Below are 21,807 nucleotides of genomic sequence, written 5' to 3' on the forward strand. Positions count from 1 at the left end.
CAGGCGGGCCTCTATTTCCAACCTAAGCCCTGCTGCTACTTTTAGCAATTATGCTTTTTTTTTATACAGCGCGCCTCACAAATTTCCGGCCAGAAGAGAAAAAAGTTCACTGGTAATAGCCGTTTATCACCATCTTCAGTTAGTCTGTTTGCCATGGTGCAAACGATCCAAGGAGATATTATGACTCAACCCGTAGCGCGATCCCTGACGGTTAACGAGGCGCTGGACGCCCTGGATAGCCAGTACAACGCGGCGGTCGATGCCCTGCGTGATGCCATTACCGCATTTATCGCTAACGGCGCCCTGCCGGATGCGGCACGCCGTGCCGCCGGTCTGTTTGTCTACCCGCAGCTGCGCGTCAGCTGGAACGGCGTTGCCCCCTCGCAGCGCCTGACCCGCGCCTTTGGCCGCTTTACCCGAGCCGGCTGCTACAGCACCACCATTACCCGCCCGGCCCTGCTGCGCCACTATCTCAGTGAACAGCTGTCGATGCTGACCAGCGAATATCAGGTCACCATTGAAGTGCTGCCATCGCAGCAGGAGATCCCCTTCCCGTATGTCATTGACGGTTCCGGGCTGGCGCTAGATCGCAGCATGAGCGCCGGGATCGCCCAGCACTTCCCGACCACCGAGCTGTCACAGATTGGCGATGAGAATGCCGACGGCCTGCTGCCACCGGGGGAAACTTTCCCGCTGTCGCACTTCGATGCGCTGCGCACCGACTTTTCGCTGGCCCGCCTGCGCCACTACACCGGCACCCCGGTGGAAGACTTCCAGCCCTACGTGCTGTTTACCAACTACACGCGCTACGTTGATGAGTTCGTGACGTGGGCCTGCGCGCAGATAGCCGACCCGGCCTCGCCGTACGTGGCCCTCTCCTGCGCGGGCGGCACCACGCTGACCCACGACACGCCGCACCCGGAGCATACCATCTCCGATCTGGCATGGAAAAAACATCAGATGCCCGCCTGGCACCTGATTGCTGAAGACGGCCAGGGCATTACGCTGGTCAATATCGGCGTTGGCCCGTCAAATGCTAAAACCATTTGCGACCATCTGGCGGTGATGCGCCCGCACGCCTGGCTGATGATTGGCCACTGCGGCGGCCTGCGTGAGAGCCAGACCATTGGCGATTACGTGCTGGCGCACGCCTATCTGCGCGATGACCACGTGCTGGACGCGGTGCTGCCGCCGGATATCCCGATCCCGAGCATTGCCGAAGTGCAGCGCGCGCTGTACGACGCGACCAAGCAGGTCAGCAACATGCCGGGCGAAGAGGTGAAACAGCGCCTGCGTACCGGAACGGTAGTCACTACCGACGACCGCAACTGGGAGCTGCGCTACTCCGCTTCCGCGCTGCGCTTTAACCTCAGCCGCGCGGTGGCGGTAGATATGGAGAGCGCCACCATTGCCGCACAGGGTTACCGCTTCCGCGTTCCTTACGGCACGCTGCTGTGCGTCTCCGACAAACCTCTGCACGGCGAGATCAAGCTGCCGGGCCAGGCGAATCGCTTCTACGAAGGGGCGATTTCCGAGCATTTGCAGATTGGCATCCGCGCGATTGATCTGCTGCGCGCCGAGGGCGACCGCCTGCACTCGCGCAAGCTGCGCACCTTTAACGAGCCGCCGTTCCGTTAAGCCTGCTGTGACACCTGTCGCTGTTACAGGTGTCACATTTCCTTCTTGTGTCACTCCCTCTCCCCTCTGCAGAAACAGAAATAAACAAATAGAATCAGTAAATTACCAAAAAAGCACTTTATGGCACGCTTTTCGCACTATGTCGCCCTGAGTTCCTGCACCGGCCGCTGACTGCGGCGATGGACAGGTTTTCTTGTTCCACTCTCAAGGGAAATATGATGAAAGCAGCACGTTGGTATAAAGCGCACGATATCCGCATTGACGACATCGAGGAGCCGCAGGTATCCGCAGGCAAAGTCAAAATCAAAGTGGCGTGGACTGGGATCTGCGGTAGCGATCTGCATGAGTACCTCGCCGGCCCCATTTTCGTCCCGGTCGATAAGCCGCACAAAATCAGCCATGACATCGCCCCGATTGTGATGGGCCACGAGTTCTCCGGCGAAGTGGTCGAGGTGGGCGCAGGCGTCAGCAAATTTAAAGCAGGTGACCGCGTGGTGGTGGAACCGATCCTCGCCTGCCGCGAGTGCGAGGCCTGCCGCGAAGGCAAATATAACCTGTGCGGCGACCTTGGCTTCCACGGTTTATCCGGCGGCGGCGGTGGTTTCTCCTCTTTTACGATGGTTGACGAGCATATGGTGCACCGCATGCCGGATGGCCTCTCTTACGAGCAGGGTGCGCTGGTCGAGCCTGCCGCCGTGGCGCTACATGCGGTGCGCATGAGCAAGCTGAAAGCCGGGGATAAAGCGGCGGTATTCGGCGCGGGCCCGATTGGCCTGCTGGTGATTGAAGCGCTGCGCGCGGCGGGTGCTTCTGAGATTTACGTGGTGGAGCTGTCGCCGCAGCGCGCTGAGAAGGCGCTTGAGCTGGGCGCCAACGTAGTGATTGACCCGAGCAAGCAGGACGCAGTTGCCACCATCCGCGACCTGAGTAAAGGCGGCGTAGACGTGTCGTTCGAAGTGACCGGGGTGCCGGTAGTGCTGAAACAGTGTATCGACGCCACCCGCTACGAGGGCGAAACCATTATTGTCTCTATCTGGGAGGGCGAAGCCTCATTCCATCCCAACAGGGTGGTGCTGGCCGAACGCAACGTGAAGGGTATTATTGCCTACCGCCATATTTTCCCGGCGGTGATGGAGCTGATGACCCAGGGCTACTTCCAGGCCGATAAGCTGGTAACTAAGCGCATTGAGCTGAACGATCTGGTGACCGAAGGTTTTGAGGCACTGGTGAAAGAGAAGAATCAGGTAAAAATCCTGGTGCGCCCGCCGCAGTAACCGCTGCTATAGGGTCGACCTCTGCGGTCCCCCCCAGACATTGATCTGAATATTATCGCGGGATGACAGGTGCACGGTTTCAGGAGGGGGGCTGCTTTCCGCACCGGCATGAATACATCCCTGTAGCGAGGCAGCACGGCCATCCCTGGCCGTGGGCCTGCTGCAATCAGCCCTCCCTCCTTGCACCCAAAGCCCCAGCGTCGCGGTTTAAAGGCCACAGCGAGCACGATGGTAACGGGGGGCTGAGCTCAGACCGGTTTGCGGACGTTTAGCGATGGAAGTTATTTCTGGAGATAACTCAGGCTCTACCTTTGTCGCCACTTCCATCGATAACAGCCTGAACTTTTAAGTAACCAATTGATAATCCGCCGGGGCCTGCTGCATTTCTTTGCTACTTTCATTTAATCAGATTTTAAAAAGATGAAGAGGCCGCAGGATCATTATGAGTAAGAAAAATCATCGTACAGTGCCTGGGGTACATCCATATGACGGGCCCGCAGGCGGCTGGGGAGCACTCAAAGCCACCGCCATTGCCGTTAAAAACCAGATGGATACCTTCAAAGCGCCGCCCACTTTGATGCGCACAAACCAGCCAGAAGGCTTTGACTGCCCCGGCTGTGCCTGGCCGGATAAGGACCATGGTTCAACCTTCCAGTTTTGTGAGAACGGCGCCAAGGCCGTCACCTGGGAAGCCACCACCAAACGCGTGACGCCGGCATTTCTTGCAGAAAATACCGTGACCTCCCTGCTGAAGCGAACAGACTTCGAGCTTGAGGGATATGGCCGGTTAACCACGCCACTGCGATACGATGCAGCAAGCGATACCTTTAAAGAAGTGAGCTGGGACGAAGCATTCAGCCACATCGCCAAAGGTCTGGCAGCGCTGCAGCCCGACGAAGTCGAGTTTTATACCTCCGGCCGGGCATCAAACGAAGCTGCCTACCTGTTTCAGCTGTTCGCTCGCGAGTATGGAACCAACAATTTTCCTGACTGTTCAAACATGTGTCACGAAGCGACAAGCGTAGGCTTGCCGCAGTCGATAGGTATCGGTAAAGGCACTGTCTCACTGGACGACTTTGATAGCGCAGAGCTCATTCTCTCTATGGGCCACAATCCGGGGACCAACCACCCGCGTATGATGGGGACGTTGCACGAGCTGGCGCGCCGCAAAGTCCCCATTATCGTCTTTAACCCAATGCGTGAACGCGCGCTTGAGCGTTTCGCCGATCCGCAGAATGTCATGGAGATGGCCACTTACGGCTCGACTGACATCGCCTCAACTTACTATCTGGTGCGCGCCGGAGGCGACTCGGCTGCGCTAAAGGGCATCGCTAAAGCGGTACTTGAAATTGAGGCCGAAACAGGCGCGGCGCTGGATCATGATTTTATCAACGAGCACACCGAAGGTTTCGAGCGCTTTGCAACGGACATTCATGCCACTTCGTGGCATTCAATTGAGCATGACTCCGGTCTGAAGCAAGCGGAACTTCGCAGCGTGGCAGAAGCCTATGTCAAATCGAAAGCCACCATCCTGACCTACGGCATGGGCATCACCCAGCACAACCGCGGAACGGACAACGTACGCCTGCTGGTTAATCTGTTGCTGATGCGCGGCAATATCGGTAAACCCGGTGCTGGCGTTTGTCCGCTGCGAGGTCACTCTAACGTCCAGGGCAACCGCACCGTAGGGATCACTGAAAAGCCCGGCGCTGATTTCCTCAGCAAGCTGCAGAACGTATTCGGATTTACTCCGCCCGCTCAGCACGGTCACGATGCGGTGCAGGCGATGCAAGCCATGGTAGAGAAAAGAGCTAAGGCACTGATTTGCCTTGGCGGTAACTTTGCGGTGGCGTTACCCGATCCTGATGTCTCCTTTGCGGCGATGCGTGAACTTGAGCTCAGCGTCCACATCGCCACCAAACTTAACCGGACACATCTTCTGACCGGGAAAGAGACGTTGCTGCTGCCTTGCCTCGGACGCACTGAACTTGACGAGCAATCCGGTATCCGGCAGTCGGTCACCGTTGAAGACTCGATGTCGATGGTGCACGCCTCCTCCGGTAAGCTCAAGCCTGCATCGCCACTGCTGCGCTCTGAACCTGCGATAGTCGCCGGGATGGCGAAAGCTTCCTTGCCGGATACACGGGTTAACTGGAGTGAACTGGTTGCCGATTATGACCTCATCCGGGAGCTGATCGAAAAAACCATATCCGGTTTTGACAACTATAACGCGCGTATTCGTCATCCCGGCGGTTTCCAGATGCCGCTTCCACCGAGAGAGCGCATCTGGCCCACTCAATCAGGAAAAGCGGTGTTTTCAGTCTACCAGGGCACTCATGAGGATTTATCCGTTGAGGGTGAGGACGTGCTGCGGCTCATTACATTGCGCAGTCACGATCAGTACAACACCACAATCTACGCTTTAGACGACCGCTATCGTGGCGTATTTGGCCGCCGCGATGTGCTATTTATGTGCGATTATGACCTTGAGCGTCTGGGCCTGGAACATGGTGATGTCGTCGATCTTGAGTCAGCGGTACCGGGCTACCACATGCGCCTCGAATCCATGACGGTAGTGCGTTACGCTATTTCACCGGGGTCGATTGGCGCCTACTACCCTGAAGCTAACGTACTTATTCCGCTCAACTATATCGACAAGGAAAGCGGCACACCATCCTATAAATCTGCGCCTGTTCGCATCACTCTCAGGTCGCACGAAATAGCTAAAACGCCAGTGGGTTGAATCGTCGGGATAATAGATGCGGCAGGCGAATTGTCTGCCGCATATTCAACTTATGGCGTTGACCGCATTTCAATTTTAAAACGGGGCGTAAAATCGAATAAAAAAGACGGCTGAAGCGTTTACACGATACTCACTCTGAGGATTATCAATATGACTCGTTTCATGCATGCCATCGCCCTGGGCTTTTTGTTCCATCCGCTTTGCTTATACGCCAGCCCGGTCAGCTACCGTATCGACACTCAAAACACGACAATTTCCCTCTCATGGCATGCATTTGGCAGTGTCTCTGAAGCCAGCATGGGAAAGGTGACGGGAGGAATTACCCTGGATGCAGGAGATGAAAGGGCGGACCGTACAGCGTTGCCGCGCTGGTGGATGACACAGTCGCGATTAATATTGAAATTCAGGCCCGTGCGTATCAAGGCGCAGAGTGACAAAACTGCCCATGTAAGCAAACAGAACGCCTGACGCCGCATCCCCAGCCACGGGATTCATCGCCCCGCCTTATTCGGCGAGCGGATGCCGTAACGCTGCAAGCGGCGATAGAGCGTCATGCGGCTGATGCCCAGCTGGCGTGCCACCGCACTGTGGTTCCAGCGGGCGGCGTGCAGCTGCTGCATCAGCCGCTGCGCCTCCGGCGGCCAATCCGCGGCCTCCTGCGGGTCGGGCTGCGCGCGCGGATCGTCAGCGTGGGCCTTCAGGGTTTCCGGCAGATCGTCAACCTCAATCCGCCCGCCGTCACACACTGCGGCGCCGTAGTCGAGGGCGTTACGCAGCTCGCGCAGGTTGCCGGGCCAGGCGTGCTGATGCAGCCGTGTGCGCGCCTGCGGCGTCAGTTCAGCCCTGCCCGCCAGCAGTCGGGCGACCAGCCAGTCGAGATCGCTGCGCGCGCGCAGCGGCGGCAGCGAGATGCGTGCGCCCTGCAGGCGATAAAACAGGTCGGCGCGGAAACGCCCCTGCTCCACCAGCTTATCGAGCGCGTGATGCGAGGCGGAGATCACGCGGATATCGACGGGCAGCGGGCGGGTGGCGCCAACCGGCAGCACCTCCTGCTCGGCCAGCACGCGCAGCAGCCGCGTCTGCATCTCCAGCGGCATATCACCGATCTCGTCGAGGAACAGCGTCCCCCCGTCAGCCTCCTGCACCAGCCCGCGCTTTGCCTTGCTGCCCGCGCCGGAAAAGCTGCCCGGCAGGTGGCCGAACAGCTCGCTCTCAATCAGCGTCGGCGCGATGGCGGCGCAGTTAACCGCAATAAATGGCCGTGTCCGGCGCGCGCTGGCCTGATGAAAAGCACGGGCAAAAACCTCTTTGCCGCAGCCGGTTTCGCCCTGTACCACCAGGTGCAGCGGCGCATTCAGCAGCCGTGCCGCCCGCTGCAGCTGCTGCTGTAGCGCCGCATCACCACCGCTCAGCGCTGCCAGGGGTTGCGGCAGTGCCAGCGGTGCGGTCATCACTCGCCGCGGCGGGCGCCGCGCCGGTTGCACGGCGGTCACATAGAGCCGCTCGCCGCTGTTGATCCGCTCCAGCGTACCCTGCCGCCCGTTAGCGCTGGCCAGCCAGTCCGGCAGGCTGTCGATGGCGGTATTAAACAGCTGTTCAATCGGCATCCCGATTAGCGTGCTGCGGCTGTGCGGCGACGGCGCCGGAATCCCCAGCTCGTGCTCCAGCATGCGCTGCGCACGATGGTTATGCCCGACCAGGCGCCCGCTGGCGTCAAAGGCGATCAGGAAATCCGGGCTAACCTCAACAAACGACGACGACGGGCTGAGCTTCAGCACCCAGTCGCTGCGGTGGCGGTGCTCAAACCAGGCGTTTTCAATCTGATGGGCGGAGAGTCTGGCGATCTGTAGCGCCAGCTGCTGGCTGGATTTCGACTGCGGCGAGGTCAGCGCGGAGATATCGAGAATGGCATTCAGCTGCCCCTGCGGGTCAAACAGCGGCACCGCGCTGCAGGTCAGCGGAATGTGGGTGGCGTCGAAGTGGTCCGCCTGATGTACGGTCAACGCTTTGCCAGTCGCCAGCGCGGTGCCCACCGCGCAGGTGCCCGCCCAGGCTTCTGACCACTGCGCCCCGAGGAACAACCCGGCGCGTCGCAGGCTGATTTCAGACCCGGCATCGCCCAGATAGTCAACCGTCACGCCGCTGGCATCGTTCAGCAGCACCACGTATCCGGCCGGAGCGATCTGCTGATACAGCACGCCCAGCCCGTGATGGGCAATGCGGCGGAACTCTTCAAGATTTTCGCGATGCTCACGCAGTTCGTTATACGGCAGAATGAGCGCTTCCTGCATGCGGCTCGGATCCAGGCCGTGACACTCGACGCAGCGCTGCCAGGAGTCGCGAATGGTCTGGTCATGCAGGCGGAGACGTTGTCCCTGCGCGCCCGAACGGAGGCTCTCCATAACGGTGGCAATATGTTCGCGCTGGTTCTGATTCACAACTCACCCTCCTGTGGAAATGACGACGCTCTGACGGCGACAACAGGATACGCCTGTCGGCGATAAGTTGCAGAAAATCACTCAGATTAATCAGCGCCTGAACGCTTTATCAGCAGCGCAAAGCCGGTAACGATCTGCCAGCTGGTAATGGGGTAAACCGAGGCGCGCTCAATAATGCCGATGGGGAACAGCGCGGAGGGGATAGCCAGCATGCTGAGCAGGCCAAAACCACCGAGCAGCAAGCTGAAATAGCCGAATGGCTGAAACCGCTTGTTCACCAGGCACCACGCCCCCACCGCGATCAAACAGAGATTGCCGCCGCCAATCGCCATCACCGCGCCCGTTTGATGCAGGGTAATGCCGCTGGCGATGCCGCCGCTGTGAAACAGGGCAATCAGCACGCCGCCCGCGCCGTGGATGCCTGCCAGCAGCAGCGCCCAGCGGTTTTTAATGAGCGGAAAAAGCAGGACACAACCGCAGAAAAACAGCAGCCCTTCGGCGGCGAATCCGCTGTTCATGACGTTATGCAGCGGGGAGCAGATCAGCGATCCGCACTGGGGAATACCGAGGTCGCTGATATAGTTAAATTGATAGCGGTAGGGGGGATGCTGCCACGCCAGCGCGCTGATGCGCTCCGCCAGCAGATAGAGCAGCCCGCCCAGCGCCAGGCAGGCGGCGCCGATCCGGTTCCATCGCGTGAGTTTTTGCATAGTGCTCCTTATCGATCGCCCTGGGGGGGCAAGAGATAAAACGGGCCAGGCATGCCTGGCCCCTGCGGAATGATGCAAGCTAACCCGTGCGCTTACCAGCGGTAATCGACGGAAGCAACAAAGGTGCGGCCACAGCCATACAAACAAGCATAGGCGTTAGCGCAGGATGCGACATAGTGCTCGGTGGTGAGGTTCTGCGCGTTGAACTGCAGGCTGGTGCCTATCAGCGCCGGCGTCACCGACGTAGCGTACGCGGTCAGCCGTGGTTTACAGTGGTGGAGCCTGCACGCTGACTGACCGCAGGCAGGTTTTCTTTATGCTGCGTAGAGCAGCTGCGCACCGCCACGACCATCACCAGGGCAGCAATAATCAACGCTGCGCACAGCAGCGGGAAGGAGAAGGATTTTTTCATCTTGGCCATTTCATCGTAAATGAATCTTATTATCATACAATTAATGGCGGGCGAATTAAACGCTTAAGGCCGCAGGGATATTGACGCGGGATAAATCGGGCCGGGCGCACCCGGCCATTCTCTTACACTTTCATCCAGCGCCCTTCGGCAGCGGAGATGGCGATAGCTTCCAGCACTTTTGATACCTGCAACCCTTCGGCAAAGTCCGGCCACATGCGATCGTTAGCGGCGATGCCGTTGATCAGATCGCGTACTTCAACGGTTTTCTGGTCGTTAAAGCCGATGCCGTGCCCGGCAGAGATGCAGAATGCCGCATAGTCCGGATGTGCCGGGCCGGTGAGGATGGTCTTAAAGCCCTGCCGCCCTGTCGGTTCATCATGAATATACAGCTCCAGCTCTGCCATGCGCTCCTGAGTGTAACGAATGCTGCCTTTGGTGCCGGTAACCACATAGGTCAGGCCCATTTTGCTGCCGCAGGCGATGCGTGAGGTTTCAATCACGCCGTGCGCGCCGTTGGCAAAACGCAGCAGCGCGCTGGCCTGGTCTTCATTTTCCACATTGCGCAGCTGCGTCAGATTTTTCGGGTCCGGGCGCTGTTTGATTACCGTCATCATATCACCGCTCACTTCATCGATATTGCCGACGAGGAAGTGCGCCATATTGACGATATGCGCCGCCAGGTCGCCGAGCGCGCCCAGCCCCGCCAGCGCTTTCTGGCAGTGCCAGTCGAGCGGCGTGTTCGGGTTTGCCAGATAATCTTCATTATGGGTGCCGTAGAAGTGCACCACTTCGCCGATCTCACCGCGCTCAATAATTTCACGCGCCAGCTGGCTGGTCGGATTTTTCATGTAGTTGAAGCCGACCAGCGTTTTCACCCCGGCTTTTTGCGCGGCGCGCACCATCTCTTCGGCGTCCGCCACATCCAGCGCCAGCGGCTTTTCAGAATAGACATGCTTGCCGTGACGGATCGCTTCCAGCGCCATCTCTTTATGCAGGAAGTTCGGGGCGCAGATATCCACCACGTCGATATTTTCATCCGCCACCAGCTCGCGCCAGTCCCCGGTGGAGCGGCTGAAACCCAGCGTTGCGGCCTGGGCAGCGGCCAGCTCTGGATTGACCTCTGCCAGCATCTCGCGCACCAGTTCACCCTTGAGGTTAAATACCGTCGGCGCCTGCGAATAGGCAATGGCATGGCAGCGCCCGATATAGCCGGTACCGATCAATCCAATTCTGACTTTTTGCATGGTGGGTCCTTGTGCAGGGTAAAAATGGAACAAACGTACAATTCAAGTGGAATTTATATTCCATTAACGGGCTTCACAATATGAAAATGAAACAAACGTGATCGCGCTGACGAAAAAGAGTGCAACGCCGCTGCAACGCCAGCCAGAAGTTGCAGCGAGCAGCGCAAATGCGGGATATTTGCCGAAAAAAGCGACAACCCCCACATAAAATGCTGATTTATTCAGCAGTCGACCCAAAAGCGTGAAATCAGCCTTTGACTTCACCCGCCCTGCTGGATATGATGCGCCCCGTTCCAACAATTCCTCTGTAGTTCAGTCGGTAGAACGGCGGACTGTTAATCCGTATGTCACTGGTTCGAGTCCAGTCAGAGGAGCCATATTTGAGAAGCCCGCTCAGGGAAACCTGAGCGGGCTTTTTGCTTTTACAGTTTTGTTTTTGTCGCAATGGAGTCCATCATTCCTCTTCCTCCACACTGCGTACGGCGCCACGAGAGGCACTGGTGGTCAGTGCCGCATACGCGCGCAATGCTGCCGATACGCGACGTTTGCGCAGAACGGGTTTCCAGGCTGCTTTGCCACGAGCCAGCATTTTCTGCCGACGCTGGTCAAGCTCGTGCTCAGCCAACTTAAGTTAGATAACGCGACGCGGGATATCAATTTCAATCAGGTCGCCATCTTCAATCAGGGCGATATTGCCGCCCTCAGCAGCTTCAGGCGAAACATGCCCGATTGATAAACCCGAAGAGCCACCGGAAAAACGGCCGTCTGTGAGCAGCGCACAGCTTTTGTTAAGCCCTTTTGACTTCAGATAGCTGGTTGGGTAGAGCATCTCCTGCATGCCTGGCCCGCCGCGCGGGCCTTCATAGCGAACCACCACAACGTCCCCCGCCTGCACTGTGCCCGAGAGAATCCCGTCCACTGCCTCATCCTGCCCCTCAAATACCCTGGCGGTGCCGGTAAAACATAACATCCCGGCATATACGCTGGCAGTTTTAACGATACATCCCTCCGCAGCAATGTTGCCGGACAAAACGGCAAGACCGCCATCGCGGGTGAAGGCATGGTCAGCATGACGGATACATCCATCCTGGCGGTTGGTATCAAGAGCGGGATAGTAGTTATTCTGGCTAAAAGCGACGGTAGTGCGCACACCGCCTGGTGCAGCACGATAGAATTGCCTGACGCTTTCAGAGAGGGTGGTTTTGATATCCCATTCCATCAGAGTCTGCTTAAGGGTAGGCGTGTGAACGGTAGGAATATCAGTATGTATCAGCCCCGCCCGGTTTAGTTCCGCCATAATCGCCATCACGCCACCTGCACGATGCACATCTTCCATATGCACATTCTCAACTGCAGGCGCGACCTTACACAGCACCGGTACTTTGCGTGATAGCCTGTCTATATCTGCCATAGTAAAATTCACACCGCCTTCCCAGGCGGCAGCCAGCAGATGCAGTACGGTGTTCGTGGATCCCCCCATTGCGATATCCAGCGTCATAGCATTTTCAAACGCTTTAATACTGGCAATTGAACGCGGTAGTATGCTGGCATCATGCTGTTCATAGTACCGATGGCACATTTCAACAATTTTCTTACCTGAATCAATAAACAACGATTTACGCAGGGCATGCGTCGCCAGCAGGGATCCGTTGCCTGGCAAGGCCAGTCCCATAGCTTCAGTCAGACAATTCATCGAGTTGGCGGTAAACATTCCCGAACAGGATCCGCAGGTTGGGCAAGCAACATTTTCAACTGCGTTAACTTCCTCATCCGACATACTATCGTCACCAGCCACCACCATCGCATCGATCAGGTCAAAAGCCCGGTTTTCACCGCGCAGGGTCAACTTTCCGGACTCCATCGGCCCCCCTGAAACGAAAATCACTGGGATATTAATTCTGAGCGCCGCCATTAACATACCGGGGGTAATTTTGTCGCAATTTGAAATGCATACCATGGCATCAGCGCAGTGAGCATTCACCATGTACTCCACGCTATCCGCTATCAGGTCGCGTGAGGGCAGGCTGTAAAGCATGCCGCCATGACCCATTGCAATACCGTCATCAACCGCAATGGTGTTGAACTCTTTGGCCACACCACCTGCGGCTTCGATCTCCCTCGCCACAAGTTGACCAAGATCTTTAAGATGAACATGTCCGGGAACAAACTGAGTAAAAGAGTTGACCACCGCAATGATGGGCTTGTTGAAGTCATTATCGGTCATACCTGTTGCACGCCAGAGGCTTCTGGCACCTGCCATATTACGACCGTGAGTAGATGTACGTGAACGATACATTTCAAGATACTCTGAAGAATTAAGTTGCTTTATATTAAGTTCGACAAGCAGTAAGGTGAAATATATTATGCGCTAGCCATTAAGTCGCCAGGGATATTAGACATGGACATCAGAAGGTTGAAACATTTTGTTACCCTCGCCGAAACACTTCACTTTGGCAAGGCGGCAGAAAAACTGAATATGACGCAACCCCCCTTAAGTCAGTCGATAATGGTGCTGGAAAAAGAGTTAGGGGGTGCCCTTTTCATCAGAACCAAAAGAAACGTCAGCCTGACATCCTTTGGTGAACAGTGGCTGATTCATGTGAAGGATGCACTGTCCGGTGTAAATTCATTATCTGAAATTGCCGACAGGTTAAAAAATGGCGAGTCAGGCCGGTTAGACCTCTCTTTTATCAGCGTCGTTGACTATAGTATTTTACCTGATCTGGTAAGAAATTTCCGGCAGAGTTATCCGGAAGTTGAACTCAGATTGACGGAAGCCACCAGCGACATTCAATTAATGGCGATTTTAGATGAAAAAATGGATGCCGGAATTATCATTGCCCCTCTGAATGGCACACTCCCTGCCGTATTAAATTATCAAAAAATCCTCTCAGAACCCTTAATTGCGGCCATCCCTTCTTTATGGTTAAACGACAAAAACCTGCGTATCATAGATAATAAAATTTGCCCAAGCTCTATAATTAATTCACCATTAATTCTCTTTCCGCAGCAGCTGGCACCAGGCTTTCACGCTTTAGTAACCAGATTTTATGCTTTCTATGGTGCCAAACCAGATATTATTCAGCATGCCATCCAGATGCAGACAATTATTAGTCTGGTTGCCTCTGGAATGGGAATGGCGTTAGTCCCGTTATCGTTACGTCATTTAGCCCGTACTGGGGTAGTTTATCTTGAGCTTCTCTCATCGCCACCGGAGCTGGAAGTCGGCATTGTATGGCACAAAAAAAACAGCTCTCCAATGATTATCAATCTGATTGAAATGGCTTTGGCGACTCATGAAAAAAGATCACAATAGCCGGTTTCAGTAACCCCCTGACCAGCAGGGTAAACCCTAAGGCACACAGCGCTTAGTAACCCACGCCTTTCGTCGCTTAATGTTGCCAGCAGAAATCTCACTCTACATTTCCGAGGATCTCCATGTCTGCACTGTTTACCCCGTTCAAACTAAAAGACGTCACGCTGCGTAACCGCATTGCCGTGCCGCCGATGTGCCAGTATAGCGCCGAAGAGGGCCTGACGAATGAGTGGCACCAGGTTCACTACCCGACGCTGGCGCGCGGCGGTGCCGGGCTGGTCATTGTTGAAGCCACGGCGGTGTCGCCGGAAGGCCGTATCACCCCGGGCTGTACCGGGCTGTGGAACGACCAGCAGGCGCAAGGCATGGCTAAAATCGCCGCGTCGATCAAAGCCGCAGGCGCGGTGCCGGGCATTCAGATCGGCCACGCCGGGCGCAAGGCCAGCGCTAACCGCCCGTGGGAAGGTGACGACCATATCGCCGCCGGGGACAGCCGCAGCTGGGAAACCATCGCGCCGTCAGCCGTGGCGTTTGGCCATCATCTGCCGCAGGTACCAAAAGCGATGACCCTCGACGATATCACCCGGGTTAAAAGTGACTTTGTCGCCGCCGCCCGCCGCGCGCGCGATGCCGGTTTTGAGTGGCTGGAACTGCACTTCGCCCACGGCTATCTGGCACAGAGCTTCTTCTCGGTGCATGCCAACCAGCGCAGTGACCAGTACGGTGGCGATTTCGCCGGGCGCAGCCGCTTCCTGCTGGAGACGCTGGCGGCGGTGCGTGAAGTGTGGCCGGAGAACCTGCCGCTGACCGCGCGCTTTGGCGTGATTGAATTTGACGGGCGCGACGAGCAGACGCTGAGCGAGTCGATTGAGCTGACCCGACTGATGAAACAGGGTGGGCTGGATATGCTGAACGTCAGCGTCGGCTTCTCGATTGCTGAAACCGAGATCCCATGGGGACCGGGCTTCCTGGCCCCATTCGCCGAACGTGTGCGCCGCGAAGCCGGGCTGCCGGTCGCCTCTTCGTGGGGTGTGGAAGCGGCAGAAGTGGCGGAGCGCGTGATTGCCGAACAGCAGATGGACCTGGTGATGATTGGCCGTGCGCATCTGGCTAACCCGCACTATCCGTATGCGCTGGCGAAGAAACTCAACGTTGAGCGCCCTTCCTGGGTGCTGCCGGCGCCGTATGCGCACTGGCTGGAACGTTATCGTTTAGCGGATTAACTAGCCGGCAAACGGGCTGACCGAAAAAGAGGGTCAGCCCCTACCCCAAAATGGTGCCGTAGGGGGCGACCCTTTTCTCCGGTCGCCCCGTGCCAATGGTTTGCACCGGCCGGACTGAAGACCTTTTTTTCGGTCTTAACTACGCTCAATCTTCTTTGCAGCGTCATCCAGCGCATCAATAATCGCGTACAGCGCATCCTGAGAAATCCCCTCCTGCGACAGGCGCACGTTAAGCGCGCTCTTCATATTGTGGATTGCACGCTCCACGTCCGGCAGGCTGCGGTTATTCACCAGCACCGCCATCGAAGAGAGCCGCCGCACGATGACCTCCAGTGCCGCCTGCTCCTGCTGTAACAGTTCAGACCCTTTGTCGATCAGCCGGTACGCTTTACGCGTGGCCTGCGCATCCAGCACCGCGATGCACTCCATCTCCTCCAGCAGGGTGAGATTGGGGTAGATAATGCCGGGGCTGGGCGTGTATTCGCCCTTTGACAGCGCCTCTATCGCCTTGATCAGCTCGTAGCCGTGCGCCGGATTGAGGCTGAGAAAATGCAGCACCAGCAGGCGAATATCGGCGGCATCGAGCATCTTCTCACGGCGTTTGCGGCGGCCCTGCCCGGGCTCCGCAGCGGGAAACGGCACGCGCATGCTATTTCTGATGCCAGTAGGCCACGGCGCGCACAAAGGTGGCATCGCAGCCGCGCTGGTTAATGAAATAGTCGCTGAGCGACTTCACGAAGTCGGCTTCCCCGGTCAGCCAGATAAAGTACTCCTCCGGCGGCAGCACCAGTTGGTCAAGCTGCGCCACCAGCGCGTCAAGATGCGCTTTATCCATGCAGCCGTGCCCGAACCAGCTGGCATCGATACCGTTCAGGGGATCGAGATATACCCTGCCCTGTGCTTCATCCGCATAGGCAAACAGCTTCAGGCGCTTCGCCCTGACGCTGGCCTGGCGGCGCTTAAAGGCGGGCAGGCCGCTTTCGTCGCAGACATAGAGCTGGAAAGCATAATCATCCGGCACCACCAGCGACCCGCGCGGGCCGCCGATCGCCAGCGGATCGCCGATTTTAGCCTGTTCAGCCCAGTCGCTGGCCACGCCGCCGTCGTGGATGAAGAAGTCGATGGTCAGGGTATTTTTCTCCCCGTCGAAGAACAGCGGCGTGTAGTCGCGCGACACCGGGCGCGCCCCCTCTTTCCACACCACGCCATCCTCCGTCACCTCGGGGAGGCTCAGCACGCCGCTGGCATCAGGGAAAAACACTTTGATATGGTCGTCGAAGCCCGGCGAGGTAAAGCCGCTCAGGTCGGCGCCGCCAAAGTCGATACGCCAGAAGCTGTCGGCCACTTTGGTTTTGCCGGTGACGGTCAGCTGGCGGAAACGCAGTTCGTTACGCACGCGCTGTGGCGCACGCGAGTTTTTGCTCTGTTCGGTCACGAAGATTCTCCTGGCTTAATTTTAGTAATGATTCTCATTTGCGAGATAAAATATATCTATGATATATCTTGAATGCAAGCCAGCAAGCTATCCCTGGCCGGGTAAAATGTGGCAGTCTGTGCTTATTCCTTCGGCGCCTTTACCAGCGGGCGGTATTTCCACAGCCATTTACCGCTGTCCAGCCGGCGATAGAAGCAGGAGCCGCGGATCATCCAGTCCAGCACCATACCTAACCAGATCCCCACCACGCCAAAACCGAGCACAATCCCCAGCAGGTAACCGGCCACGATGCGTCCACCCCACATGCTGAGCAGCGACACCCACATGGTGTAACGCGCATCGCGCGCGCCTTTTAATCCGGCGGGCAATACCCATGAAGCCGCCCAGAACGGCATAAACGCGGCGTTGAGCCACACCAGCATTTTCACCACGTGGATCACCTCTTCATCACGCGTGTAGAACTGTGCCAGCAGCCCGGCAAACGGCACCGTCAGCAGCGCCAGCGCGCACAGCCCAATGGTCGACAGCCAGAATATATAGCGCAGCAGGCGCTCCGGCTGGCCCAGCTGGCCCCGGCCAAGGCGGGTGCCGACGATAATAGTGGAAGCGGAACCCAGCGCGTTACCCGGCAGGTTAATCAGGGAGACGATAGAAAATGCGATAAAGTTACCGGCGATAACATCGGTGCCCATCCCGGCGACGAACACCTGGGTCAGCAGCTTGCCGCCGTTAAACAGCACGGACTCGATACTGGCCGGGACGCCAATACCGAGCACTTCGCGCAGGATGTTGAGATTGAGCCGGGTGAAGTAGCTTTTCAGGGAGATTTTCAACACCGGGACGAAGCCAATCACCAGCACGTAGATCACCGCAGCGGCCCCGATATAGCGTGAAATGGTCAGCCCGAGTCCCGCCCCGACAAACCCCAGACCGTGCCAGGAGAAGCAGCCGTAGATCAGCACGCTGCTGATAACAATGTTGAGGATGTTCATGCCGCCGTTGATCAGCATCGGGATTTTGGTATTCCCGGCGCCGCGCAGCGCGCCGCAGCCGATCAGCGCGATAGCCGCCGCCGGGTAACTCCATGCGGTCGTTTGCAGATAGGAGAGCGCCAGCGCTTTCACCTGCGGCTCCGCTTTGCCTGCAATCAGGTCGATGATCTGCGGGCCGATAAACTCAATCGCCAGCGCCAGCAGCACGGCGAACCCCGTCATAATAATCAGCGACTGGCGCGCCGCGGCAACTGCCCTCTCCCGGTTCAGCTTGCCGAGGCTAAAAGCCACCACCACGGTGGTCCCGAGATCGATGGCGGCAAAAAATGAGATCACCACGATATTGAAGCTATCCGCCAGCCCGACTCCGGCCATCGCTTCCGACCCGAGCCAGCTGACCAGGAAAGTACTCAGCACCCCCATCAGCAGAACGCAGAGGTTTTCAAAGAAAATCGGCACGGCCAGCGGGGTGATTTCTCGCCAGAAGAGTATCCGCAGGGAACGTCGTTTCGGATACCACGCACTGTGCTGGATAGCCTGCAGCAGTGAAGTTCTGAAGTTTAGCAAGAGTATTCCAGTTTATTACCAGAGGAGGGGGTCACAGTTATCATGGTAAAGGGACAGGGTTTCTGCAAAGTCTTTTTATGTATCAAAGTGCAGCAAAAAAAAAGGGCCTCCATTACAGATGCCCTTTACCACTCAGACCAGCGGTCGCTGCAGCAGCTTTTCAAGGATCGTGAGCGGCGCATTCTGTGGATTTCTCATTCCGGCCACCGGCAGGAAAAAGGTCTGCTCCATCATAAACTGCCCGCTCATCGCCGCATGTGGCGTTTGATCGGCGAAGCAGATCCAGCTACTGCCCGCCGGCAGTTCCAGTGCCACCTGCGGGCCATGCTCCTGATAGCGCAGGTCAGCTTTCATTGCATCGTGCAGCTGCAGCATCAGATGATCGTAATGGGTACGGTAGGATTTGGTGATGCCAAAACGCTGCTGCAGCCAGCTGCCGAGCGGCGAGTACCCTTTCAGGCGTGAGATAAAACGCTGCGCTAATACCGGGAAAGGTTCCCCCACCCGCCAGCGGCGGCTTTCACCGTGGGGATGGATATTGGAGAAGATGCGCAAAATACGCTCGCCGTGATTAGGCCGCGACGGGAATGCATCGACGTGCAGTCGGCTGTCGTCCTTGCGCCACGAAGTGGCATCGCGCCACGCGGCAATCGGGTGCAGGCGCAGGGTGTTGGCCGGGGAGTGTAACCACGCGCGATAATCAGGCAGTATGCCGTCGATCAACCGCAGAGAGTGCTGGTAGTGACGCACCATCAGCGCTTTAACCTGCGGTAGTTTGCTGTCGTCGGCCACACCGTTAACCCGATCTGTCTGCGGATTAAAGCTGATGTTTTTGCGCTTCGCATCGACCAGCTGCGGCGTTAACAGCATCTGTTCTTCGGCTGTCAGAGTGAAAGCCAGCTGGGGCAGAAACAGCACTTTACCCTGCTCCAGCGCATCAATAGCGCTGGTATCCACCACTGACTCATCCCAACGCGTGTTGGGCAGTGTTCGAATCACCAGCTCCTGAGATAAAGATTGTTCAGACATTTGATATCCTTATTGCATGCCACAAGGGGAACTTCTACCCGGCCATTATAGGGAGACGATGGATTTTTGATTAAACCCCGACTAAACGATCCAGCCCCGGAACCGCCTGCGGTAAAGCGAAAGATGCGCGCGCGATTTGTTGCTACACTGCGCCATCAAAAACAGGAGTGACCTATGAAACCCCGTTCCGTGACGCTGGAAGATGTCGCCCGTGCCGCTGGCGTCTCGTATCAAACCGTCTCCAGAGTGCTGAACCATTCGCAGCAGGTCTCCGGAAAGACCCGCCAGCGGGTTGAGGCAGCGATGCAGGCGCTTAACTATGTGCCAAACCGGGTGGCACAGCAGCTGGCGGGCAAGAATACGCGCACGCTCGGCCTCGCCACCAGCGACCTCGCGCTGCTGGCTCCGGCGCAGATTGCCTCCGCCATTCAGCAGCGCGCCAGCCAGCTGGACTACCACCTGGTGATAGCGATGGCGGGCAGCGGCGGCGCACGCCAGGCGGTCAGCGACCTGCTGGCACAGCGCGTCGACGCGCTGATAATCAATATTCCGCTTGATGCCTCTGCCGCCAGCCAGATTGAGCAGATGGCGGGATCCCTGCCCTGCATCTTTCTGGATGTGGCGGAGGATGCCGCGGTGGCGATATGCAGCTTCAGCGCAGAGACTGGCGCACGCCAGGGGGCCGAGCATCTTTTGCAGCTGGGGCATCGGCGAATCGCGTTATTGAACGGGCCGGTGGACTCGGTGGCGGCGCAGGCGCGCAGCAAGGCGTGGCTGGCGGTGCTGAGGGAACGGGATCTGGCGCCCACACAGCAGCTAAGCGGCGACTGGAGCGCAGAGTCCGGCTACCGGGCGGTGATGCAGCTGGAGGGTCAGGCACGCCCTACGGCGCTGTTAGTGGCTAACGATCAGATGGCACTCGGTGCGATGCAGGCGCTGCATCAGCTTGGCGTGGCGGTACCTGCGCAGATGTCGGTGGTGGGCTATGATGATACCGCCGACAGCGCCTGGTATCAGCCGCCGCTGACCACGGTGCGCCAGGATATGCGCCAGCTAGGTGAATGCAGCGTGAACTGGCTGGTGGCTAAGCTGGAAAACCCCGCTGCCGGTGAGGCGCTGACGCCTTTTGCCACCACGCTGGTGGTGCGCGCCAGCACCCGTCAGGCTCCGGAACAGCAGGCATAAAAAAGCCGGACAGATTGCCCGGCCTTTATCATGCTGGCGTTCGCCGTTACGCTTTCGGCTCGCCCATCGCTTTCAGCTTCTTCGACAGATCGCGACGCTCTTTAGAGAGGTCGGCATTTTTGATGATGTAATCATCCACGCGATCTTCGTAATCGCTGCGCATGCTGGAGATAATCTCCTGGATAGCTTCCACGCTCATGCCGGGTTTAATGTACTCACCCAGGTTGTCGAGCAGCAGAACACGCTTCTGGTTATCACGGATTTTCTTTTCGTTGTCGTGAATTTCACGTTGCAGCTTGTTCTTACGACGAAACATACGCACGAACTCCAGTACGTCCTGAAATGATTGCTTTGCATTTTCCATGAAGACACCTTTCATTTGGGCCTGCTTACACAGGCATCATTGTCGTAGCCATCAGATTAGCGGCGCGCCGCTGGCGATGGCAATTTTAAACTTGCAGAATCGGATTGGGCCTATCTTACCCTGAAGCGACCCGCCTCGCAGTAAGTTGTTGCTGGATCATTCTATTTTCGCAGCGCCAGGCGAATAAGTTCCGATAACCGCTCCAGCTGCCGGACCATCTCCAGACTGAGCCAGACGTAGCCGTGAATGGGGGTTTCCACCAGTTCGTCACTGTCAGACTCGGCGATCAGCTGGCGCAGTTCCCGCGTAATCTCCACCAGTTCTTCGCTATTTGCCCCAATCTTGTCGGTATTCCCCTCCACGATAGCCTGCGACAGCGCCCGCAGCGTATTTTCGGTCATCTGCTGGGTGCGGCGCAGCGCCGGGGCGTTCAGCATAATCAGGTGGCTCTGGCGCGACGCCCACCAGGCATTGAGCTGCAGCTCCAGCGTGCAGACCAGATTGCGGTTCAGCGTCTGTATCCCTTCAAATACCGAGCGCGGCGTGCGCGTCTCTTTACTGGAAGGCTCGATCAGCGCGCGCATCTTAATCACATTACTGAGCAGGCGCTGTAACGGGCGCGTCAGGCGCGGTTTTTCAACAAGGTTGGGAGAGAAACCGGCGTGATAAACCCGCGCGGTTTCCAGCAGCAGATCGGACAGCTGAATGCGCCAGTGGGTGTAGGCTTTTTGCGGCCAGATGCTGGTGAACAGCAGCGCCAGCAGCGAGCCGAGGATCACATCACCGCCGCGCCACAGGGCGGTGGTCATATCCCCCGGGATCCCGCCGCAGATCACCGCCAGGGTGATGCCAATCAGCAGCGCCATATAGGGCTGTTTGCCCAGCGTCAGAAAGCCGCTGATAAACATGATCGCCGCGCACCACAGCAGCATGCCCGGCAGCGAGATCAGCTCCAGCCTGAGCGCGATCAGCCCGGAGATAGAGCCATACAGGGTGCCGCCAATGCGCTGCAGCGCGCGCGGGAAGACATTGCCCCAGAAGGATATCGGCCCCATCACCACCACCAGCGTGATCAGCGGCCAGCTGCCCTCGGGGATCTCCATCAGCCTGACCAGCAGGAAGGTAAGCACGAAAGCCAGCGCGATACGCACGCCGTGCACTGTGCGGTAATTACGATATACGTTGAACTGCAGGGCCGAAATCGGCTTGTCCGGTCGCAAAACAGGCTCCGAAAGAT

General features: G+C 57.6%; 18 protein-coding genes, 1 tRNA gene and 1 pseudogene. 8 read left to right on the top strand and 12 right to left on the bottom strand.

The window, feature by feature from the left end:
* The first annotated feature begins 180 nt into the window (after positions 1–180).
* The 4 genes from ACLI4M_RS01125 to ACLI4M_RS01140 all read left to right on the top strand — a co-directional run bounded on the left by ACLI4M_RS01125 (position 181) and on the right by ACLI4M_RS01140 (position 6,123).
* On the top strand, positions 181–1,638 hold the full coding sequence (locus ACLI4M_RS01125) for an AMP nucleosidase (protein ID WP_133623339.1): 1,458 nt from the start codon (positions 181–183) through the stop codon (positions 1,636–1,638).
* 218 nt (positions 1,639–1,856) lie between these two features.
* Positions 1,857–2,912, top strand: coding sequence for a 2,3-butanediol dehydrogenase (locus ACLI4M_RS01130; RefSeq protein WP_133625042.1), 1,056 nt, complete (start codon positions 1,857–1,859; stop codon positions 2,910–2,912).
* Between the two features lie 442 nt (positions 2,913–3,354).
* A complete protein-coding gene (locus ACLI4M_RS01135) occupies positions 3,355–5,655 on the top strand; it encodes an FdhF/YdeP family oxidoreductase (RefSeq protein ID WP_133623338.1) in 2,301 nt (766 codons plus the stop codon).
* 150 nt (positions 5,656–5,805) lie between these two features.
* Entirely contained in the window at positions 5,806–6,123 is a 318-nt protein-coding gene (locus ACLI4M_RS01140) for a hypothetical protein (RefSeq protein WP_133623337.1), read from the top strand.
* A 23-nt stretch (positions 6,124–6,146) separates the two neighbouring features.
* On the opposite strand, the gene ACLI4M_RS01145 is transcribed toward ACLI4M_RS01140, so the two are convergent.
* The 5 genes from ACLI4M_RS01145 to ACLI4M_RS01165 all read right to left on the bottom strand — a co-directional run bounded on the left by ACLI4M_RS01145 (position 6,147) and on the right by ACLI4M_RS01165 (position 10,723).
* Complete coding sequence (locus ACLI4M_RS01145) at positions 6,147–8,093, bottom strand: sigma-54-dependent Fis family transcriptional regulator (protein ID WP_133623336.1); 1,947 nt, start codon at positions 8,091–8,093, stop codon at positions 6,147–6,149.
* A gap of 86 nt (positions 8,094–8,179) precedes the next feature.
* The gene (locus ACLI4M_RS01150; RefSeq protein ID WP_133623335.1) at positions 8,180–8,803 is read right to left on the bottom strand and encodes a DUF998 domain-containing protein; all 624 of its coding nucleotides are present in this window, start codon (positions 8,801–8,803) and stop codon (positions 8,180–8,182) included.
* Positions 8,804–9,059: 256 nt separating this feature from the next.
* Complete coding sequence (locus ACLI4M_RS01155) at positions 9,060–9,215, bottom strand: hypothetical protein (protein WP_166643130.1); 156 nt, start codon at positions 9,213–9,215, stop codon at positions 9,060–9,062.
* A gap of 122 nt (positions 9,216–9,337) precedes the next feature.
* Positions 9,338–10,459 (bottom strand): Gfo/Idh/MocA family protein, encoded by a 1,122-nt coding sequence (locus tag ACLI4M_RS01160; protein ID WP_133623334.1) that lies wholly within the window; start codon positions 10,457–10,459, stop codon positions 9,338–9,340.
* 63 nt (positions 10,460–10,522) lie between these two features.
* Positions 10,523–10,723 carry a hypothetical protein gene (locus ACLI4M_RS01165; protein WP_133623333.1) on the bottom strand — a complete coding sequence of 67 codons (201 nt, stop codon included), beginning with the start codon at positions 10,721–10,723 and terminating at the stop codon, positions 10,523–10,525.
* Positions 10,724–10,760: 37 nt separating this feature from the next.
* Here ACLI4M_RS01165 and ACLI4M_RS01170 point away from each other — a divergent pair.
* Positions 10,761–10,836: transfer RNA gene (locus ACLI4M_RS01170), tRNA-Asn, on the top strand.
* A gap of 77 nt (positions 10,837–10,913) precedes the next feature.
* Here the strand turns inward: ACLI4M_RS01170 and ilvD are convergent.
* Positions 10,914–12,755 (bottom strand): annotated as a pseudogene (ilvD, locus tag ACLI4M_RS01175) (dihydroxy-acid dehydratase).
* Positions 12,756–12,857: 102 nt separating this feature from the next.
* On the opposite strand from ilvD, the gene ACLI4M_RS01180 reads away from it, so the two are divergent.
* Both ACLI4M_RS01180 and ACLI4M_RS01185 read left to right on the top strand, forming a co-directional pair.
* The gene (locus tag ACLI4M_RS01180; RefSeq protein ID WP_133623332.1) at positions 12,858–13,775 is read left to right on the top strand and encodes a LysR family transcriptional regulator; all 918 of its coding nucleotides are present in this window, start codon (positions 12,858–12,860) and stop codon (positions 13,773–13,775) included.
* A 122-nt stretch (positions 13,776–13,897) separates the two neighbouring features.
* Positions 13,898–14,998, top strand: coding sequence for an NADH:flavin oxidoreductase/NADH oxidase (locus tag ACLI4M_RS01185; protein WP_133623331.1), 1,101 nt, complete (start codon positions 13,898–13,900; stop codon positions 14,996–14,998).
* Positions 14,999–15,133: 135 nt separating this feature from the next.
* Here the strand turns inward: ACLI4M_RS01185 and ACLI4M_RS01190 are convergent, their stop codons facing one another.
* The 4 genes from ACLI4M_RS01190 to ACLI4M_RS01205 all read right to left on the bottom strand — a co-directional run bounded on the left by ACLI4M_RS01190 (position 15,134) and on the right by ACLI4M_RS01205 (position 19,021).
* Entirely contained in the window at positions 15,134–15,646 is a 513-nt protein-coding gene (locus ACLI4M_RS01190) for a PadR family transcriptional regulator (RefSeq protein ID WP_253539333.1), read from the bottom strand.
* 1 nt (position 15,647) lies between these two features.
* A complete protein-coding gene (locus tag ACLI4M_RS01195) occupies positions 15,648–16,433 on the bottom strand; it encodes a siderophore-interacting protein (RefSeq protein ID WP_133623330.1) in 786 nt (261 codons plus the stop codon).
* Positions 16,434–16,555: 122 nt separating this feature from the next.
* On the bottom strand, positions 16,556–17,992 hold the full coding sequence (locus ACLI4M_RS01200; RefSeq protein ID WP_133623329.1) for an EmmdR/YeeO family multidrug/toxin efflux MATE transporter: 1,437 nt from the start codon (positions 17,990–17,992) through the stop codon (positions 16,556–16,558).
* A 132-nt stretch (positions 17,993–18,124) separates the two neighbouring features.
* Entirely contained in the window at positions 18,125–19,021 is an 897-nt protein-coding gene (locus ACLI4M_RS01205; RefSeq protein ID WP_133623328.1) for a Kdo hydroxylase family protein, read from the bottom strand.
* 174 nt (positions 19,022–19,195) lie between these two features.
* Between ACLI4M_RS01205 and ACLI4M_RS01210 the strand changes: the two genes are divergently transcribed.
* The gene (locus ACLI4M_RS01210; RefSeq protein ID WP_133623327.1) at positions 19,196–20,206 is read left to right on the top strand and encodes a LacI family DNA-binding transcriptional regulator; all 1,011 of its coding nucleotides are present in this window, start codon (positions 19,196–19,198) and stop codon (positions 20,204–20,206) included.
* Between the two features lie 46 nt (positions 20,207–20,252).
* On the opposite strand, the gene ACLI4M_RS01215 is transcribed toward ACLI4M_RS01210, so the two are convergent.
* Positions 20,253–20,570: a DUF496 family protein gene (locus tag ACLI4M_RS01215; protein WP_048915616.1), complete on the bottom strand. Its 318-nt coding sequence runs from the start codon at positions 20,568–20,570 to the stop codon at positions 20,253–20,255.
* Between the two features lie 161 nt (positions 20,571–20,731).
* Positions 20,732–21,790 carry an FUSC family protein gene (locus ACLI4M_RS01220; protein ID WP_099753280.1) on the bottom strand — a complete coding sequence of 353 codons (1,059 nt, stop codon included), beginning with the start codon at positions 21,788–21,790 and terminating at the stop codon, positions 20,732–20,734.
* Positions 21,791–21,807: the final 17 nt, after the last annotated feature.

The sequence above is a fragment of the Erwinia sp. LJJL01 genome, assembly GCF_047300805.2.
Lineage (GTDB): Bacteria > Pseudomonadota > Gammaproteobacteria > Enterobacterales > Enterobacteriaceae > Erwinia > Erwinia aphidicola.

What these genes read in the sequence shown, in the direction of transcription:
- ACLI4M_RS01125 (WP_133623339.1), top strand. Translation starts at nt 181, where the DNA reads ATGACTCAACCCGTAGCGCGATCCCTGACGGTTAACGAGGCGCTGGAC.
- ACLI4M_RS01130 (WP_133625042.1), top strand. Translation starts at nt 1,857, where the DNA reads ATGAAAGCAGCACGTTGGTATAAAGCGCACGATATCCGCATTGACGAC.
- ACLI4M_RS01135 (WP_133623338.1), top strand. Translation starts at nt 3,355, where the DNA reads ATGAGTAAGAAAAATCATCGTACAGTGCCTGGGGTACATCCATATGAC.
- ACLI4M_RS01140 (WP_133623337.1), top strand. Translation starts at nt 5,806, where the DNA reads ATGACTCGTTTCATGCATGCCATCGCCCTGGGCTTTTTGTTCCATCCG.
- ACLI4M_RS01150 (WP_133623335.1), bottom strand. Translation starts at nt 8,803, where the DNA reads ATGCAAAAACTCACGCGATGGAACCGGATCGGCGCCGCCTGCCTGGCG.
- ACLI4M_RS01155 (WP_166643130.1), bottom strand. Translation starts at nt 9,215, where the DNA reads ATGAAAAAATCCTTCTCCTTCCCGCTGCTGTGCGCAGCGTTGATTATT.
- ACLI4M_RS01160 (WP_133623334.1), bottom strand. Translation starts at nt 10,459, where the DNA reads ATGCAAAAAGTCAGAATTGGATTGATCGGTACCGGCTATATCGGGCGC.
- ACLI4M_RS01180 (WP_133623332.1), top strand. Translation starts at nt 12,858, where the DNA reads ATGGACATCAGAAGGTTGAAACATTTTGTTACCCTCGCCGAAACACTT.
- ACLI4M_RS01185 (WP_133623331.1), top strand. Translation starts at nt 13,898, where the DNA reads ATGTCTGCACTGTTTACCCCGTTCAAACTAAAAGACGTCACGCTGCGT.
- ACLI4M_RS01190 (WP_253539333.1), bottom strand. Translation starts at nt 15,646, where the DNA reads ATGCGCGTGCCGTTTCCCGCTGCGGAGCCCGGGCAGGGCCGCCGCAAA.
- ACLI4M_RS01205 (WP_133623328.1), bottom strand. Translation starts at nt 19,021, where the DNA reads ATGTCTGAACAATCTTTATCTCAGGAGCTGGTGATTCGAACACTGCCC.
- ACLI4M_RS01210 (WP_133623327.1), top strand. Translation starts at nt 19,196, where the DNA reads ATGAAACCCCGTTCCGTGACGCTGGAAGATGTCGCCCGTGCCGCTGGC.
- ACLI4M_RS01215 (WP_048915616.1), bottom strand. Translation starts at nt 20,570, where the DNA reads ATGGAAAATGCAAAGCAATCATTTCAGGACGTACTGGAGTTCGTGCGT.